General features: G+C 63.7%; 17 protein-coding genes. 13 read left to right on the forward strand and 4 right to left on the reverse strand.

The annotated features are described in order from the left end of the window. Positions 1-67: 67 nt before the first annotated feature. The 5 genes from YUU_RS0123565 (at position 68) to YUU_RS0123585 (ending at position 5100) form a co-directional block, all read left to right on the forward strand. The gene (locus tag YUU_RS0123565; RefSeq protein WP_027524624.1) at positions 68-352 is read left to right on the forward strand and encodes a hypothetical protein; all 285 of its coding nucleotides are present in this window, start codon (positions 68-70) and stop codon (positions 350-352) included. 229 nt (positions 353-581) lie between these two features. Further along, complete coding sequence (locus YUU_RS0123570; RefSeq protein WP_027524625.1) at positions 582-1802, forward strand: LL-diaminopimelate aminotransferase; 1221 nt, start codon at positions 582-584, stop codon at positions 1800-1802. A 27-nt stretch (positions 1803-1829) separates the two neighbouring features. Continuing rightward, positions 1830-3146 (forward strand): homoserine dehydrogenase, encoded by a 1317-nt coding sequence (locus tag YUU_RS0123575; protein ID WP_027524626.1) that lies wholly within the window; start codon positions 1830-1832, stop codon positions 3144-3146. 93 nt (positions 3147-3239) lie between these two features. Further along, positions 3240-4241 (forward strand): class II fructose-bisphosphatase, encoded by a 1002-nt coding sequence (glpX, locus tag YUU_RS0123580; protein WP_027524627.1) that lies wholly within the window; start codon positions 3240-3242, stop codon positions 4239-4241. Positions 4242-4380: 139 nt separating this feature from the next. After that, positions 4381-5100 (forward strand): haloacid dehalogenase type II, encoded by a 720-nt coding sequence (locus tag YUU_RS0123585; protein WP_027524628.1) that lies wholly within the window; start codon positions 4381-4383, stop codon positions 5098-5100. Positions 5101-5151: 51 nt separating this feature from the next. Here YUU_RS0123585 and YUU_RS51470 read toward each other — a convergent pair whose 3' ends face one another. Beyond that, positions 5152-5757: a glutathione S-transferase family protein gene (locus YUU_RS51470; protein ID WP_156944464.1), complete on the reverse strand. Its 606-nt coding sequence runs from the start codon at positions 5755-5757 to the stop codon at positions 5152-5154. 215 nt (positions 5758-5972) lie between these two features. Between YUU_RS51470 and YUU_RS0123595 the strand changes: the two genes are divergently transcribed. From YUU_RS0123595 to YUU_RS51480, 3 genes are all read left to right on the forward strand, one after another. Further along, positions 5973-6389: an ASCH domain-containing protein gene (locus YUU_RS0123595; protein WP_027524629.1), complete on the forward strand. Its 417-nt coding sequence runs from the start codon at positions 5973-5975 to the stop codon at positions 6387-6389. 561 nt (positions 6390-6950) lie between these two features. After that, positions 6951-7301, forward strand: a complete 351-nt coding sequence (locus tag YUU_RS51475; RefSeq protein WP_035663139.1) for a response regulator — start codon at positions 6951-6953, stop codon at positions 7299-7301. Positions 7302-7368: 67 nt separating this feature from the next. Next, on the forward strand, positions 7369-7776 hold the full coding sequence (locus tag YUU_RS51480; protein WP_198031812.1) for a response regulator: 408 nt from the start codon (positions 7369-7371) through the stop codon (positions 7774-7776). Between the two features lie 90 nt (positions 7777-7866). Here the strand turns inward: YUU_RS51480 and YUU_RS55200 are convergent, their stop codons facing one another. Further along, positions 7867-9159 carry an adenylate/guanylate cyclase domain-containing protein gene (locus YUU_RS55200; RefSeq protein WP_051389856.1) on the reverse strand — a complete coding sequence of 431 codons (1293 nt, stop codon included), beginning with the start codon at positions 9157-9159 and terminating at the stop codon, positions 7867-7869. Between the two features lie 247 nt (positions 9160-9406). Here YUU_RS55200 and YUU_RS60330 point away from each other — a divergent pair, with 247 nt between their 5' ends. The 3 genes from YUU_RS60330 to YUU_RS0123625 all read left to right on the forward strand — a co-directional run bounded on the left by YUU_RS60330 (position 9407) and on the right by YUU_RS0123625 (position 11950). Beyond that, positions 9407-9904 (forward strand): cupin domain-containing protein, encoded by a 498-nt coding sequence (locus tag YUU_RS60330; protein ID WP_198031813.1) that lies wholly within the window; start codon positions 9407-9409, stop codon positions 9902-9904. A 187-nt stretch (positions 9905-10091) separates the two neighbouring features. After that, positions 10092-10907: a hypothetical protein gene (locus YUU_RS51495; protein WP_156944465.1), complete on the forward strand. Its 816-nt coding sequence runs from the start codon at positions 10092-10094 to the stop codon at positions 10905-10907. Positions 10908-11104: 197 nt separating this feature from the next. Next, a complete protein-coding gene (locus YUU_RS0123625) occupies positions 11105-11950 on the forward strand; it encodes a hypothetical protein (RefSeq protein WP_027524630.1) in 846 nt (281 codons plus the stop codon). Between the two features lie 130 nt (positions 11951-12080). On the opposite strand, the gene YUU_RS0123630 is transcribed toward YUU_RS0123625, so the two are convergent. Then, a complete protein-coding gene (locus tag YUU_RS0123630) occupies positions 12081-12440 on the reverse strand; it encodes a hypothetical protein (protein WP_027524631.1) in 360 nt (119 codons plus the stop codon). A gap of 242 nt (positions 12441-12682) precedes the next feature. Next, positions 12683-13771 (reverse strand): methyl-accepting chemotaxis protein, encoded by a 1089-nt coding sequence (locus YUU_RS0123635; RefSeq protein ID WP_027524632.1) that lies wholly within the window; start codon positions 13769-13771, stop codon positions 12683-12685. 268 nt (positions 13772-14039) lie between these two features. Between YUU_RS0123635 and recJ the strand changes: the two genes are divergently transcribed. Both recJ and YUU_RS0123645 read left to right on the forward strand, forming a co-directional pair. Next, a complete protein-coding gene (gene recJ, locus YUU_RS0123640) occupies positions 14040-15881 on the forward strand; it encodes a single-stranded-DNA-specific exonuclease RecJ (RefSeq protein ID WP_027524633.1) in 1842 nt (613 codons plus the stop codon). A gap of 33 nt (positions 15882-15914) precedes the next feature. Further along, a complete protein-coding gene (locus YUU_RS0123645; protein ID WP_027524634.1) occupies positions 15915-16724 on the forward strand; it encodes an SDR family NAD(P)-dependent oxidoreductase in 810 nt (269 codons plus the stop codon). Positions 16725-16806: the final 82 nt, after the last annotated feature.

Here is a 16806-nt window from a genome sequence, read left to right on the forward strand (position 1 = left end):
TGAGCTGAGGCACGCTGTTGGGTAAGCTCCATCGGCCGTGCTGTTGGGACGAGTAGGGGATTCCCTGGTGTTGGCGTTGAGGGACCGACAAACGAGGCGGCTTGCGCCGTGCGCGCTGCTCATTATTGCGTTTACGCTCGGCGGCTGCTCAAGCCAGATCGCCGATTTGATGCCGGCTGACACGCAGCCGCATCCGAAGGAGGCGGGTGGCTATCTGCCCGTGCATGATCTGCCGCCGGCGCGCGACGAGGCGGTGATTCCGCCGGATCAGCGCGCCAAGATCGAAGCCGAACTGGCCGCCGCGCGCGACCGCCAGGCCACGGCGGCGGCCAAGGATGCGAGCGGCAAATAGCCCTGATCCAAGTAACCGCGCGCGAGGTAATCGCTGGCGTGCCCGCTGGTCCGTGCTAAAAGATCGTCATTCAGCCGAAAGTCAGGGTGAGGGAGTTCAGCCCCCGCCTTAAGAATTTTGCTCTAAGCGCTTGATTTGGAGTGATTTTCAGGCGGGATCCGGCATCATCTCGATTGAATTGTCGAGGCCGCCCGATTCTGCCCTGGCCGGTGCTCGGAGCCTGGAACCCATGGAAGAATTTTACCGTATCCGCCGTCTGCCGCCTTACGTGTTCGAACAGGTCAACCGGGCCAAGGCGGCCGCGCGGAACGCCGGCGCCGACATCATCGACCTCGGTATGGGCAATCCGGACCTGCCGGCCCCGCCGCACGTGCTGGAGAAGCTCAAGGAGACCCTCGGCAAGCCGCGCACTGACCGCTACTCCGCTTCGCGCGGCATCCCCGGCTTGCGCAAGGCGCAGGCGGGCTATTACGCCCGCCGCTTCGGTGTGAAGCTCAACCCGGACACCCAGATCGTCGCGACGCTCGGCTCGAAGGAAGGCTTTGCCAACGTGGCGCAGGCGATCACCGCGCCGGGTGACGTCATCCTCTGTCCCAATCCGAGCTATCCGATTCACGCCTTCGGCTTTTTGATGGCGGGCGGCGTGATTCGCTCGGTGCCGTCGGAGCCGACGCCGCAGTTCTTCGAGGCGGTCGAGCGGGCGATCGTTCATTCGATCCCGAAACCGCTCGCGCTCGTCGTCTGCTATCCCTCGAATCCGACGGCCTATGTCGCGAGCCTCGACTTCTACAAGGACCTCGTCGCCTTCGCGAAGAAGCACGAGATCCTGATCCTGTCGGATCTTGCTTATGCCGAGGTCTATTTCGACGAGAACAACCCGCCACCCTCCGTGCTCCAGGTGCCCGGCGCGATGGACGTCACCGTCGAGTTCACCTCGATGTCGAAGACGTATTCGATGGCCGGCTGGCGCATGGGCTTTGCGGTCGGCAATGAGCGCGTCATCGCAGCTCTCGCCCGCGTGAAGTCCTATCTCGATTACGGCGCGTTCACGCCGGTCCAGGTCGCCGCGACCGCGGCGCTGAACGGCCCCGACGATTGCATCAAGGAGATGCGCGACACCTATCGCAAGCGCCGCGACGCGCTGGTGGAGTCGTTCGGCCGCGCCGGCTGGGAGATCCCGCCGCCGGATGCCTCGATGTTCGCATGGGCGCCGCTGCCCGAAGCCTTCCGCAGCGTCGGCAGCATGGAGTTCGCGACCCTGATGGTCGAGAAATCCGGCGTGGTGGTCTCGCCCGGCGTCGGCTTCGGCGAGCATGGTGAAGGATATGTCCGCATCGCCATGGTGGAAAACGAGCAACGGATCAGGCAGGCCGCACGTGGCGTGCGCCGCTTCCTTGAAAGCGGCATCGAAACGTTGCACAACGTCGTTCCGCTCGCCAATCGGCGTTAATTCCTTCCGGCAGGTTTTCGAAGCATTATGGTCGCACCCCTGAAAGTGGGTATCGCGGGGCTCGGCACTGTGGGCGCCGAAGTTATCCGCTTGATTGAAACCCAGGCCCGTGTGCTCGCGGGCCGCAGCGGCCGGGGCATTCGCGTTGTCGCCGTCACCGCGCGCTCCAAGGCGAAGAAGCGCGGCATCGACCTGCGCGGCGTTGAATGGGCCAAGGATCCGCTCGCGCTCGCCTCGCACCCGGACATCGACTGCTTCGTCGAACTGATGGGCGGGGCAGGCGACCCCGCGCTCTCCGCGGTCGAGGCTGCGCTGAGCGCCGGCAAGTCGGTCGTCACCGCCAACAAGGCGCTGCTCGCCAAGCACGGCATCAAGCTGGCGAAAGCCGCCGAAAAGCACGGCGGCGCGCTGAATTTCGAGGCAGCCGTCGGTGCCGCGATTCCCGTCATTAAAACGTTACGCGAAGGTCTCGCCGGAACCGGCATCAACCGCGTCTACGGCATCCTCAACGGTACCTGCAATTACATCCTGACCCGGATGGAGCAGGAGGGCCTGTCTTTTGCCGAATGCCTGAAGGATGCGCAGCGGCTCGGCTATGCCGAGGCCAATCCGTCCTTCGACGTCGACGGCCACGACACCGCGCAGAAGCTCGCGATCCTGGCGAGCCTCGCCTTCGGCACGAAAGTTGCTCAAAAGGCCGTGTATGTCGAAGGCATCTCCTCGATCGCTCCGGAAGATCTTCGCGCGGCCGCCGATCTCGGCTACCGCGTCAAGCTGCTCGGCGTTGCCGTGCGCACCGCCAAGGGCATCGAGCAGCGCGTGCATCCGACCATGGTTCCAAAGTCGTCCTCGATTGCGCAGGTGATGGGTGTCACCAATGCGGTCACGATCGATGGCGAAGGTATTCCGCCGATCACGCTGGTCGGCCCCGGCGCGGGCGGTGCTGCGACCGCATCAGCCGTTGTCGCAGACATCGCCGATGTTGCGCGTGGCATTCGCGCCAATCCGTTCGGCCGGCCGGTCGCGCAATTGCACGACACCAGCAAGGCACCGATGGAGCGGCACGAGGGCGGCTACTACATCCGCCTTTTGGCGCGCGATTTTCCGGGTACCGCGGCCGCGATCGCCACGAGGCTCGCCGAGCAGAAGATTTCGATCGAATCCATCGTGCAGCGCCACCCCAACGGGGCCGCGCCGCAGACATCAGGCAAGGCTGTACCCGTGCCTGTCATCCTGATCACTTATGCGACCCACGAGGACGCCGTGCGCCGCGCGCTTGCCGCCGTTCAGCACGACAAGGTGATCAGCGGACGGCCGCAGGTGATCCGGATCGAGAAGAACTAGAGCATGATCCGGAAGAGCGGTTCGAACCGAACCGAGACGTTGCGAATTGATGCGGCGGACATCCGCTGAGAGCTGTTTTGAAGGAGTGAGCCAATGTCGACCCATATTTCAGTCCCCCCGCAGATGCTGCTCGAGCGCATTCTCACGCTGGAGATCGTGCGGGTGACGGAACGGGCGGCGGTGTCGTCGGCGCGACTGCGCGGGCATGGGCAGGAGAAGGCGGCCGACCAGGCCGCCGTCGACGCCATGCGGCGCGAGCTCAACAAGCTGCCGATCCAGGGCACCATCGTGATCGGCGAGGGCGAGCGCGACGAGGCGCCGATGCTCTATATCGGCGAGCAGGTCGGCCTCAAGGCCGGCCCCCAGGTCGACATCGCGGTCGACCCGCTCGAAGGCACCACGCTGTGCGCCAAGAACATGCCGGGTTCGATCGCCACCATGGCGATGGCCGACGGCGGCACGCTGCTGCACGCCCCGGACGTCTACATGCAGAAGCTCGCGATCGGCCCCGGCTACGACAAGGGCGTGGTCGAGCTCGATGCCTCGCCCGCCGATAACGTCCGGCGTCTCGCCAAGGCCAAGGGGGTCAAGCCGGAAGGCATCACCGTTCTCGTACTCGACCGTCCGCGCCACGCCGACATCATTCAGAGCGTGCGTTCGACCGGCGCGGCCGTGCGCCTCATCACCGACGGCGACGTCGCCGGCGTGATCCACTGCGCCGACCCCGACAACACCGGCGTCGACATGTATCTCGGCACGGGCGGCGCGCCGGAAGGCGTGCTCGCGGCGGTGGCGCTGCGCTGCATCGGCGGCCAGATGCAGTGCCGGCTCATTCTCGACTCCGACGAGAAGCGCGAGCGCGCCGCCAAGATGGGCGTCAACGATCCCAAGATGATCTACGGTATCGAGGACATGGCGCGCGGCGACTGCCTGTTCGCGGCCACCGGCGTCACCACCGGCTCGCTGCTCTCGGGCGTCAAGTTCCGCAAGGACGGCGTGATCGAGACCGAAACGGTCGTGATGCGCTCGGTCACCGGCACCGTGCGCTACATCAAGGCCGAGCACCGGCAGTTGGAGAAGTTCTACCTGGGCTGAGGCTCTCTGTCATTCCGGGGCTCGCGAAGCGAGAACCCGGAATCTCGCGCCACAACTTCTAGATTCCGGGTTCGATGCTGCGCATCGCCCCGGAATGACAACGATAAGAAGACAACGATAAAAATAAGAGGAAGCGCACATGTCCGATCTGTCCGCCGTCAAAGCCCTTGTCTTCGACGTCTTCGGCACGGTCGTCGACTGGCGCACCAGCCTGATCACCGACTTCATGTGGTGGGCGAAGCGCCGCGGCATCGCCGCCGACTGGACCGCGCTGGTCGACGGCTGGCGCGGGATGTACATCGCCTCGATGGACGACGTGCGCAAACACCCCGAGCGCGGCTATGTCATCCTCGACGATTTGCACCGCCGCTCGCTGGAGAAGCTGGTCGAGAAGTTCGCGATCAAGGGCCTTAACGAAGCCGATCTCGATTACCTCACCAAGGGCTGGCATCGCCTGCACCCCTGGCCCGACAGCGTCGCGGGCCTGACGCGGCTGAAAGCCAAATTCGTGATCTCGCCGCTGTCGAACGGCAACGTCGCGCTGCTCACCAACATGGCGAAGTTCGCGAGGCTCCCGTGGGACCTCGTGATGTCGGCCGAGCTGTTCGAGCACTACAAGCCCGATCCCGAGACCTATCTCGGCGCCGCGCGCCTCCTCGGCCTCAAGCCGGAGGAGGTGATGATGGTCGCCGCCCACAATTACGACCTGAAGGCCGCACAGAGCCACGGCTTGAAGACCGCCTTCGTCGCTCGCCCGACCGAATATGGTCCGCTTCAGAAGATCGACTTCGAAGCCACGGGCGACTGGGACATCGTCGCGAAGGATTTTGGCGGGATTGCCGATCGGCTGGGGTGCTAGGGCAGGGCGCTTACAAACTCTGGTGGCCCCCCCGAGAGTGATGCGTCGCTTTCAAGGCTCGGTCGAGCGGAACGTGTCCTCGTCGGCTAAACGCTTCGCTAGTTCGCGCAGGCGTGGCATCCGCGCAGCCGTGTCGATGCCGAGTCCCCTTGCGAGCCGTTCCGCGACGAAAGCGGTGACATCGGCCTGGGTGAGACGGCCGAGCAGCAAATAGGGCGAGCCCTGCTCGATCATTGCATCGATCGTAGCTAGCGCATTCGTCATCTGCGCCATGCAATCGTCGATCCAGGGCTGGTGCAGCTTTTCCGGCGGACGATGATTGCGCTCGTAGGCGGCCTGAAGGCCTTTCTCGCACGCCCCCATCATGAGCGCGGCAACCTTTTGCACGGCGCGGCGGTCCCGGCCGGCGGCAGGCGTCAAGGCGCGATGGCGACCATACATTTCGTCCAGATGGTCGATGATGGCGTTGCTGTCGACCAGCGTCTCACCATCGTCGAGCACAAGCGCGGGGATCCGGCCGAGCGGGTTGCTTGCGAGTACCTTGTCCCGATCGCCGAAGCCTGAAAGAGGCCGCTGCTCGAACGGCACCTCATAGATCTTGAGCGTTATTGCGACGCGCCGCGTGAAGGGCGATCGGTTTACCCCAATGAGCAGCATCTCGTCCTCGATAGAGGGGCGCAACTAGCCCGAAACGAAGCCTGGGCGCGGTGTCCAGATCACTGACCATACGGCATTTGCCAAATCCCGCATTCTCTATCAGGTTGTGGTCGGATTGCGCTTAAATCAGGTGCGATCGTACCAGGCAAGTGTCATTCCTTACCGTTGGAGCAGGTTCGTGTAGCATCGGCACTCCCTGAAGAAGTCGGAAAACCATGAGCAAAACGGTTCCCGAATGCTATCAGCATCTGCGGACGTTCGCCTTCGGCGACAGTCCCGCGCTCGCCGATGAATTGCTCGAACTGGTCATCAAAGGCATCAAGACCGCAACGTGCAGCACGGAAGACGAGCCGAACACCTCGACGCCTGGCGAGCGCTGGGTCGTCCTCGACGGACGCGGAGAACCGCGCTGTGCCATCGAAACCACCGAGGTCACGTATCGGCGCTTCAACGAAGTCGACGCCGCCTTTGCCTACGATGAAGGCGAGGGCGATCGGAGCCTGGCCTATTGGGGGAGTGCCCATCGCGCTTATTTCGGACGGCTCGGACGATTCAGCGAGGACATGATGCTGATGTGCGAGCGCTTCCGCCTGGTCGAGGTCTTCGACGATCTCCCACATTCCGAACAGTAGCTGAACTTTGCTTGCGTGCGGCCGGCCGAGCGTGTCCGCTCAAGAGGCTGACTTCGGAGCCGCCGGCAACTTGGAGTTCGTCGCCACCGGTTTGGGCGGCATCACCAACAGGCTGGAGTGCTGTCAGGCGCGCGTAGGAACGTCGGAGGTCGGCTCTGGTTGCCGATCATGTCTGCCGTGACAAATCTGCTTGCTCGAAGGCGACAGCTGCTCAAGCAGCTCGAGAGTGGCTCGTCGGACGTTTCACGCCAGGAAACCGAGCGTCAGCTTGAGCAAATCGATACAGCGCTGGAGTTGCTGGAGTGGTTAGCCAAAAGCAGAGATCACCATAAGCCATGACATCGATCCGACAGAGGCCGCCCTGCGGTTGACCCAGGAGTCGCAGACGCTGCGCTTAACCCAGTTAAAGGCGACTCGACCATTCTATGGCTATTGCACGAGGGAGTTACCGATGCGCCTCGGAACCTTCGTCGTCGGGATCGATTTAGCTCATGCGAACCCATTGAGGCAGGTGAGAAAGTGAACACAGGCGGGAGGCTGGAACCGGTCGCAGACAGCTTCATGAAGCGCCCGGTGCTTGTGGTGGACGACGACGTCCTGGTTCGCGCAATGATCGCGGATGTACTGCGGGGCGCGGAGCTGGTCGTCATCGAATGCAGCGATGCGGACGAGGCCCTGGAAATCCTGCGGTCAGGGATAACCGTGGCGCTGTTGCTGAGCGATGTTCGGATGCCGGGTTCGATGGACGGTGTCGGTTTGGCGAAAGCTGTCAGAACCACGCATCCCCATCTCAAGATCGCCCTTACGTCTTCGGAACGACCTCCGGAAGATGCTCTCTGCGATGAATTCTTCGCCAAGCCATGGGATTTCGGCCGCGTGATCAGAGGGGTCAAATCGCTGCTGAACGGCTAGGAACGCTCCAGCGCTGCACCGGTTAGCCGGCATGGACGTACGACCGGACACGAAGACGCGGACCATCTTGCTCGCCGAAGGTGACGTGCTGATGCGGATGCCGCTCGCCGAGTTCCTGCGCGGATGTGGCTATCGCGTGCTGGAAGCCAAATCGGCGGATGAAGCGATTTTGTTCATCGAGGATGATACGTTCACTCCTGAAATCGTTGTGAGCAATGTCGAGCTGGCCGGTGATGGCTTCGGTATCGCCAATTGGATCCGAAACAACAGGCCCGACCTTACGCTGATCCTGACCGGTACGCCCAAACGCGCAGCCGATGTGGCAACGTCGCTTTGCGAGAATGGACCGCTGCCTCCGCCCTATGATCCACAGATATTGCATCGCCGACTGTTGCGCTTGATTGCGAGCCGGAAGTCTCCCCGAGGGCAAGGAAAGCGCAACGCGCTTCAAGCGGGGCTGAAGGCACGAGGATGAACCTCTGCGCCAGCGACGATGATCGCCGGCTTTCGCTGAGCAGGCCGAAGTCGAACAGCTTCCCCGAACGTGAAGCCTACGCGCGCGCTCTCAGCGCTCCGCGGCCAGCCGTGAACCGCCGATACGGTGATACACGGCAAGAAACCGGTCATTCGGAAAATGGCGGTCCCCGCCGCGGCAGTACTCCTTCTTCAGGCCATTGAGAAAGAACATTTCGTGCGTGCGTTCGTGCTTGGCTTCGATCGGGCCGCGCGTCTCCAGTTCGAAGAATTCACGGACATGTCCGGCCACAGTTTCCGAGACGTTGATACGTCCTGCGAGCCCGAACGCCTCCATGAACCATGCGGTGTTGACCGCATCGCCCCAGATATCGAAGGTCATCCTGCGGTGACCGACAACGCCGGAAATAACTGGCCCGGTATGGATGCCGATGCGTAATTGCAGCGCATGTTCGCCAATCGCTTCGCATTGCGTCTTCAGGTGATCGAGCCGGGCTCGCATCTCCAGGGCCGCCAGACAAACGTCTATCGAGTGCCGTCGGTCGGGCGAAAGCACGCCAGCCACTGCCATGTAGGCGTCGCCCATGGTCTTGACCTTCTCCAGACCGTACCGAGCGCCGATTTCGTCGAGTGCCGAGAAATACTCGTCGAGGAGGTTGATGAGCCTGGCCGGCTCGGTCCGTTCGGCCAGCAGCGTAAAGCCCTGGATGTCTGCAAACAGGATGGTCGCCGACCGCGTATATTTGGGCGCAACCCTGCCGCTGCGCTTCAACTCGTCGGCGATCGGCGCCGGCAAGACGTTGCGCAGCAGCTCTTCGGCGCGCGCTCTCTCGACAGCGGTCTCGCCTCGCGCCTGCTCGAGCTCCCTGATCGTCTGGCCGTACGCGATCAGCTTGCGGCGGAGCTCCAGTTGCGCGAGCACCTGATGCGACAGCATTCGCAGGGCCTCGGTCTGGTCGAAGGAAAGCTGCCGCGGCTCGAAATCCATCACGCAAAGCGTCCCGAGCGCATAGCCTTCATCGGTAATGAGCGGCATGCCGCAATAGAAGCGGCAGGACGGCGTCAGCGCGACCATCGGGCTGTTCTCGAAGCGTGGATCCTGTTTCAGGTCTGGAATGACGAGCAGCTCGGTACCGCAAATCGTCGTCGTGCACACGGCGGTCGAACGTGGTGCGTCGGTCACTTCGGCCGGCAAGCCATATCTTGCCTTGAGCCAGCGCCGGTCGTCGTCGATGAAACTGATATAGGAGACCGGGCAGCCGCAGAGTTGCGCCGCAAGCTCGGTGATTTCGTCGTAAGCGGTTTCCGGCGCGCTATCGACAATGTCGAGCGCGTGCAGGGCAGCCAGCCTCTGGGTTTCGTTTGCGGGTGCCGGTGAGGGCATGCTGGTCTCCGCGCCGGAGAACCTGGGACGAGCCTCGCGCTTTCCGCGAAAACAAGCGGTGCGGCTACCCCACTCATTTGGGAAGTGCGGAAGGTGCGACAAGTGGCGTTCGACCGGGCGACGAGGCCGGTTCCGACATCGCGCGGCCACGGCAGGCATCACTCGGGTGCGGAACGTTACTGCGTCAATGGGGTTCACTCACGCTAAACGACAACGCATCGCAACCCGACATATGGAGGGAACCGTCATGACCCGCGATGCAAGCCGCGATGTTTCGCAATTGAGCCCGCTCTTCCGGGCGCCGGGGACCGGACCCACGCTCGACGTGCTCGGTGTGACCCACAGCTACAAGGCGATGGCGAGCGATACCGGCCAGCAGTTCTCCATCTGGGAGTCCATCGTGCCGCCGGGCCGCGGCGCACCGCCGCACACGCACACCCGCGAGGACGAAGCCTTTTATGTACTGAGCGGCGAACTGCTCGTCGACATCGAAGGTGCAACCGATCCGCTGCGTCTCGGCGCCGGGGCGTTTCTTTTTGCTCCCCGCCACCGGCGCCACGGCTATCGCAACGTGGGCGCCGATACCGCGCACCTCCTGGTGCTCGCGATGCCGGGCGCCGGCCTCGATCGCATGTTCAGTGCCTTCGACGAGTTGGGAAAGCGCAGCGGACAGACGCCGGCTATCCGGACCGTTGCGACGATTGCCCAACAGTACGGTGTCGTCATCCATTCATCGGCGGGGTGAACGGCGCAAAGATCCACTGTTGCTCCTGACTTGCCGGGCGCGTTGGCCGCAATTCCAGATCGGTCCGAACGGTGTCCGTGTCCAGCACGGGCGGAATGAAGCCTCCGCGTTGCCCGATTTGAGTCGCATTGCGACCTAGGTTGGAGCCAAAAGTCGTGCCGGGTGGGGCGCAACACCGGGGGTTTTCATGTCCGGTCATTTGCGAGTGTTTTGCTCCGCTGCTTTTCTCCTTCTCGCAGGTCTGTCGACGTCACCTGCATTATCGAATCCCTTCTCTGGCTTATTGGGCCAAGCCGATCCGGTGGAAGCCTCGCCGCCAGCTCCATCCAACTCGGATTGTGCGTCGCAGCCCGGCAAGTCGTCCGCTGAGGGCCAGCATTGGGTCTATCGCTTCGACGGCCGCCGCAAATGCTGGTTTCAGGCCGCGGAGGGCACCCTGATCGGGAAGAAGTCGGTTCGCCATCAGGCCGCGAAACATGCCGCCCCTTCGAAGAAAAGCGAGGCCGCCCCGCGCAGCGGAAAGGTGGCTGTGGATGCGCGTGCGGAGCTGCTCCCCTCGGCGCCGACGGACGCCAACCGCCATGCCCCGTCCGCGCCCGAGCTCAAGGTGGCCGATGCCAGTCCCGTTGTCGCTACGGAGGCCCCGGCGCTCGCGCCGTCCGAACCCGGTATAGCCAGGCTCCCGGCCGATCGACTGACGCCGCTCGATCCCAAGGGGGGCCAGGTCGACGTGGAGATGCTCTTGGCCGCCATGCCGGCCGACGGCGACGCGGTTGTCCCCCCGACGGCTCCGGCCGTTGCAGTTCCTGCCGCCGAGGCGGGCGAGGACGGGTTGGGGTGGACGGCGACCTTGCTGGGCGTGCTGTTGATGGCGATGGGCTTGGTTGTCCTCCTAAGTTCGAGCCGAGCCCTTCGGCGCGGTGTGCTGACCGTCCGGCAGGTCCGGCAATTCATATCGGAGGGCGGCTGGGCGGTCGCCAATGACGATCTGCAAGCATCGTGAACCATCGAGCGGAGTGGTCAACGCGCTGGCAAGGCGGCCATCCGCCGAACCGCACTTCCCGCACGAGCTCAAACGGCGAGCTTGATAGCTGGGCTGACCTTTGATCTAGGTCAACTTTCCGAGCAAAAGTCTCGGCACGATCTTGGGTCGACGAGGTCAACCATTCTGTTGAGCTCACCCTCTGAACGGGTGTTCAGGTGATCACGATTCCAGAACTGTTAGCGCATACGTTATCGTCATTTCTTACGTCCGATACTCGAGATCGGTTTGGTTCTTCGCATGCAGGCCTGACCGAAGTCCTTCCGTTTGCTGCGAGACTTACATTGGAATGCGTTGGCAACAGCGACGCTCTGTATCACGACATAGAACACACTATGCTTGTCACTCTTGCGGGGCACGACATCCTGATGGGACGGATGTTGTTGCGGCCGACGACAGCCGTAGACTACGCGAATTTCATCCTGGCTTGTCTCATGCACGATATTGGGTTCGTGCGCGGGATCGTTCAAGGAGACAACGAAGACTCCTACGTCGCCGATGTGACCGGCCGTACAATTCGCCTCCCACGAGGGGCATCGGACGCCTCCCTCGCACCCTATCATGTGGACCGCTCGAAGTTGTTCGTTGTTGAGCGTCTCGACGGTGTCGAAGACGTCGATGCGAGCCGAATTGCCCGAGCGATAGAATTTACGCGCTTTCCCTATACGGATTCCTCAAACGACGAACTGATCGAAGAGGAAGGAATGTTGCTGCGCGCTGCGGATCTTATCGGTCAACTTGGCGATCCCAACTATCTCAGAAAGGCAAATGCACTGTTCCATGAGTTTGAGGAAATCGGGCTGAACAAGAAGCTCGGTTACGAAACGCCTGCCGACGTCGTTTATAAGTACCCGCAGTTCTATTGGAACAATGTCGCCCCGCAAATTCAGAGCGCCATACGCTATCTCAATATCACCTCGAGCGGTCGGCAATGGATAGCAAACCTTTATAGCAATGTTTTCCGAGCTGAACGCGAACCGGGCTTATCCGGACCGCAGCTATGATTGCGCTGTTGTCCAAATTTAGCGAACGCGGGGGTTGATCAATCGATCCTACGCCGCTGAGACGAACCCGGAGATAATCTCGATGGGCACCTTCCACGTGTCAGCCGACTTCCCGGAGCGCAATGCGCAGTCAGCCGCAATTCCAGATCGGTCCGATCGGTGTCCGCGTCCAGCACGGGCCAAAGCTGCCGTTGTTGTAGCGGCCACCATAAAAACCGGGCCGGCCGAAATAGTGCCAGTTGCCGTCAAACCCGTAATAGCTGGGGACCGGGTCAATGTACCATGGGCGTCGGTTGCTGCGCGCCATGCGCCGCACCGCGGCTTTCTGGGCATAAAGCGGAAGGCTGTTGCTCGGCGGCTGATGATAGCCCGGCAGGAAGCCGTAGCCGTGCCAGATGGGCGCCGGCCGCTTGTGACTTGGCGCAGCCGTCACGGCGGCCGGCAGTAGCGACAGAACGATGGCAATCGACAGACACACGAGACGCGACATCAGCAGACCATAGACAGTCGGTTGCGGGGAGGCGATTCAAATCCCGGGTGCAAAGCTGTCCGCCGCTTGCCGTGATCTGCGCGATGATCGACTATTGCCCCTGATTTGCCCGACGTGTCAAAGGGGGGTCCGAAATGCGTTGGCCTCCGGCCGCTACTTCCGGCTACTTTGCATGGGGTTGTTTTCGCGATTTTTGTTCGGGCCGGCGAACGACCGAGCGTTGGCCATTCCGTTTCGGCTGATCAAGCCCCGCAGATGATCACGCCGTACCAGCCCAAGCCCCGGTAGGTCTCGTAGCCTGGCGTGGCGTGGAAGGCGACGAGGGCGCCGGTGCGGTCGTGATAGAAACCGGAGCGCTGGCCATTCATCGAGAGCGAGACGCGCTCTGACAAAATACCCTGGCCGTCGGAGGCGGCGATGACACGAAGGTTCGAGTCGACCAGCAGCACGCGCGCCTTGTCGCTGTCGCCGACGCGCACGCCCTGCACGATGGCGCGGGCCTGCGACTCCCAGTCGAAATGGATGGCGAGCACGCCGATCGGCGCGCCGTTGACCTCGCCGCCCGTGCGCACGCTCGCGCAATAGGTTGCGACCTGCGCATTGCCGAGCAGCGGCTGGTTCTCGACATCGCCGGCGACATAATCGTCGCCGGAACGCAAGGTGCGCGCCTCGCGAAACCATCTTGTATTGGCGACGTTCTGCCCGACTACGCGAAAGCGGTCGGCCCGGCCATTGGCGATCACGTTGCCGTCGAGGTCGCAGAGCCAGAGGTCGAGATAAACGGTGTAGGCGCCGAGGATGACGCCGAGACGCTGCGAGACGTGTGAAACTGCCGCTGCGCTCGGGGATGCCGCGCAGTCGACAACGGCCGAGTCGGTCGCCCACCAGCGCACGTCGCAGGTGCGTTCATAGAGGTTGCGATCGATCAGCTCGATGGCATTGAGCGACAGATCCATCATGCGCTCGCCGCGCGAGCGCTGGCTCATGCGCTCGATCGAGGAGACGAGGTCGCCGTTGCGCTTCGTCAGTTGTGTCTCGAGCTCGCGCGCGATGGTCTCGACCTGCTGGCCGACGCCGCGCACCTCCTGCGCCACCACGGCGAAGCCCGCGCCCTGCGCGCCGGCGCGCGAGCTCTCGATCAGCGCGTTCAGCGCCAGCATCTTCATCTGGTTGGTGATCTGCTGGATCGCCTTGGTCTTGTCGACCGCGATCTGATTGACCTCAGCCGTCAGCCGGTTGATCAGCGCGGAGATGTCGGAATTGTCGTCGGCGGGTTCAGGATTGGTTCCGGTGGGAAGCGGCTTGGTCTTCATGGCCAGCGCAGCAGACATCGAGGGAATTCCCTTGCAATGAAGTCTGACCTGCAATGACCCGGAACTAAAAATTACAGATCGAATACGAGCCTTTTTCGAGGATTCCGCCTAACGCCCACTTAATTTGCTGCCGGCGCGACTGCTCAAATGATAGTCAGATCGCTTACGGTTTCGGCAATCCACTGCTTTGTTCGGCCCGGACATTGCAAATGGCTCGAGTTTCCCGGCGGAATCCTGACTGCCCGAGGCCACCGGCCTGATCTGAACCCATCGAAGCCCTCGAATCATGACGCTGCCCGCCACCGCCTTGCCCGTCGAGTTGCCCCAGGCGTTCCTCGGCGTCGCGCGCTCGCTCACCGACAAGCTCTGGCGTGACCGGCTGGACGCGCGCGGGGCGGCAAGGGCGCTCGCCATCGTCCAGCGCCATCAGCTTCCGGAGCTTCTGGCGCGGGTGCTGGCCGGGCGCGGTGTCGACATCGACGCGGTCAATGACTTCCTCGATCCGACCATCCGCAAATTGCTGCCGGACCCGTTCACGGTGACGGAGATGGAGGCCGCCGCCAAACGCATCGCGGAGGCCGCTGCGAAGGGCGAGAAGGTCGCGATCTTCGGCGACTACGACGTCGACGGCGCGACCTCGGCCGCGCTGCTCGCCTGGCATCTGCGCCATTGCGGGCTCGATCCCCTGATCCACATTCCCGACCGCATTTTCGAAGGCTACGGCCCGAACACGGAAGCGGTGCGGGCGCTTGCTGCGAAGGGCGCGACGCTGCTCGTGACCGTCGATTGCGGCACCACCAGCATCGAGCCGCTCGCCGAGGCAAAACGGCTCGGCATGTCCGTGGTGGTGATCGATCACCATCAGGCCGGCGCCGAGCTGCCGGCGGTCGACGCGCTGGTCAATCCGAACCGGCTCGACGATCTCTCCGGCCTCGGCCATCTTGCCGCCGTGGGGCTGGTGCTGGTCACGCTGGTTGCGGTCAATCGCGAGCTGCGCCAGCGCGGCTTCTGGACGTCCGAGATGCCCGAGCCCGATCTCCTGGGCATGCTGCATCACGTCGCGCTCGGCACGGTCGCCGACGTGGCGCCGCTCATCGGCCTCAACCGCGCCTTCGTCGCCAAAGGGCTGATCGCGATGCGGCGGCGCGACCATGTCGGCCACACCGCGCTGATGGACATCGCGCGGCTCAACGGCCCGCCGGAGGCCTGGCATCTCGGCTTCATGCTGGGGCCGCGCATCAATGCGGGCGGGCGCATCGGCCGCGCCGATCTCGGCGTGCGGCTGCTGCTGGAAGGCGACGGCGTCGAGGCCGCACGGATCGCGGCTGAGCTCGACCGCCTGAACAGCGAGCGCCGCATCATCGAGCAGGCGGCGGAAGCCCAGGCCGAAGCCGAGGCGCTCGCCTCGATCGGGCTCGAGGACAAGCTCGGCGTGATCGTCACGGCGTCCGAAGGCTGGCATCCCGGCGTGGTCGGCCTCGTCGCCTCCCGGCTGAAGGAGAAGTTTTCGCGGCCCGCGTTTGCCATCGCACTCGAGCCCGGCGGCATCGGCACCGGCTCGGGCCGCTCGATCGCCGGCGTCGATCTCGGCAAGGCGGTACGGCAGGCCGTTGCCGACGGTATTTTGCTGAAGGGCGGCGGGCATGCCATGGCTGCCGGCGTCACGCTTCGCAAGGAGAAGCTAGCCGAATTCCGCGCCTACCTCGAAAGCGCGCTCGCGCGCGAGGTTGCGGAAGCGCGCCACGTCAACGAGCTCTTTATCGACGGTGCAGTGTCCGCGCGCGCGGTGACGCCGGAGCTCGCCAACACGCTCAATCGTGCCGGCCCCTTCGGCAGCGGCAATCCGGAGCCGGTGCTGGCGCTGCCGGCGCATCAGCTCGTCTATGCCGACGAGGTCGGGCAAGCGCATTTGCGACTGCGCTTCAAGTCGGGCGATGGCGCGATCGTCAACGGCATCGCGTTCCGCTCCATCGGCCAGAAGCTCGGCAATGCGCTTCTCGCCAATCGCGGCCAGCAGCTGCACGTCGCGGGCGCGCTGTCGCTCGACCGCTACCAGGGCGCCGAGCGTGTGCAACTCCGCGTCATCGATATCGCCTTGCCTGACCAGGGGCCCCAAACCATCCGATAAGCGTAACCCAACAACAAAAAAAGGGGAGTGCAAATGACAGGACAGGTAGAGGGAAAGGTCGCGCTGGTGACCGGCGGCGCTTCGGGCATCGGCGAAGCCGTCGTCGAATTGCTGGCGAAGGAGGGCGCAACCGTCATCGCAACCGACGTCGATGATCTCCGTGGCCCCGAGGTCGTGGCGCGGATCATCAAGGCCGGCGGCAAGGCGATCTTCCTGGAGCAAGACGTCACCAGCGAGGAGCGCTGGGTGGAGATCGCAGCCGAGATCGCAAAACGCTATGGCCGGCTTGACGTACTGGTCGCCAATGCCGGCATCGGCATCGCCGTGCCCTCGATCGTCGACATGACGCTCGCCGACTGGCGCAAGCAGAATGCGGTCAACCTCGACGGCGTGTTTCTCTCGGTCAAGCACTGCCTGCCATTGATGCGAAAGCTTGGTGGCGGCTCCATCATCATGATGTCCTCGCTCGCGGGTCTGCGCGGTGCACCGGGGCTGTCAGCCTATTCGGCCACCAAGGGCGGCGTGCGGCTGTTCGCAAAATCGGTCGCGATGGAGTGCGCTGGCGCCGGCGATGGCATCCGCGTCAACTCGGTGCATCCCGGCATCATCGACACGCCGATCTGGGGCAAGATCCCGACGGGCGCTGCCGGCAACCAGGGCAACGCGCCGATCGATCCCGAGGAGCGCGCCAAGCTCGCAACCCCGTTGGCGCGTGCAGGGCAGGCCGCGGAGATCGCCAGCGGCGTGCTCTATCTCGCCTCCGACGCCTCGCGCTACGTCACCGGCACCGAGCTTGTCATCGACGGTGGCATGAACGCCGGGAGCGCGCCGCGGCGGGCGTGAGGCGCAGGGCAGGGCGGCGGGGCGAGGGGCTGACGCCTGCGCCTCGCCCCTGTACAAGCCGGGCAACGACCTCACCCCAAGA

This window comes from Bradyrhizobium sp. Ec3.3 (assembly GCF_000472925.1).
Classification (GTDB): domain Bacteria; phylum Pseudomonadota; class Alphaproteobacteria; order Rhizobiales; family Xanthobacteraceae; genus Bradyrhizobium.

Coding starts and splice junctions, on each gene's coding strand:
- recJ (WP_027524633.1), top strand. CDS start 14,040: ATGACGCTGCCCGCCACCGCCTTGCCCGTCGAGTTGCCCCAGGCGTTC.
- YUU_RS0123645 (WP_027524634.1), top strand. CDS start 15,915: ATGACAGGACAGGTAGAGGGAAAGGTCGCGCTGGTGACCGGCGGCGCT.
- glpX (WP_027524627.1), top strand. CDS start 3,240: ATGTCGACCCATATTTCAGTCCCCCCGCAGATGCTGCTCGAGCGCATT.
- YUU_RS60330 (WP_198031813.1), top strand. CDS start 9,407: ATGACCCGCGATGCAAGCCGCGATGTTTCGCAATTGAGCCCGCTCTTC.
- YUU_RS0123585 (WP_027524628.1), top strand. CDS start 4,381: ATGTCCGATCTGTCCGCCGTCAAAGCCCTTGTCTTCGACGTCTTCGGC.
- YUU_RS51470 (WP_156944464.1), bottom strand. CDS start 5,757: ATGCTGCTCATTGGGGTAAACCGATCGCCCTTCACGCGGCGCGTCGCA.
- YUU_RS51495 (WP_156944465.1), top strand. CDS start 10,092: ATGTCCGGTCATTTGCGAGTGTTTTGCTCCGCTGCTTTTCTCCTTCTC.
- YUU_RS0123575 (WP_027524626.1), top strand. CDS start 1,830: ATGGTCGCACCCCTGAAAGTGGGTATCGCGGGGCTCGGCACTGTGGGC.
- YUU_RS0123630 (WP_027524631.1), bottom strand. CDS start 12,440: ATGTCGCGTCTCGTGTGTCTGTCGATTGCCATCGTTCTGTCGCTACTG.
- YUU_RS51475 (WP_035663139.1), top strand. CDS start 6,951: ATGAAGCGCCCGGTGCTTGTGGTGGACGACGACGTCCTGGTTCGCGCA.
- YUU_RS55200 (WP_051389856.1), bottom strand. CDS start 9,159: ATGCCCTCACCGGCACCCGCAAACGAAACCCAGAGGCTGGCTGCCCTG.
- YUU_RS0123595 (WP_027524629.1), top strand. CDS start 5,973: ATGAGCAAAACGGTTCCCGAATGCTATCAGCATCTGCGGACGTTCGCC.
- YUU_RS0123570 (WP_027524625.1), top strand. CDS start 582: ATGGAAGAATTTTACCGTATCCGCCGTCTGCCGCCTTACGTGTTCGAA.
- YUU_RS0123635 (WP_027524632.1), bottom strand. CDS start 13,771: ATGTCTGCTGCGCTGGCCATGAAGACCAAGCCGCTTCCCACCGGAACC.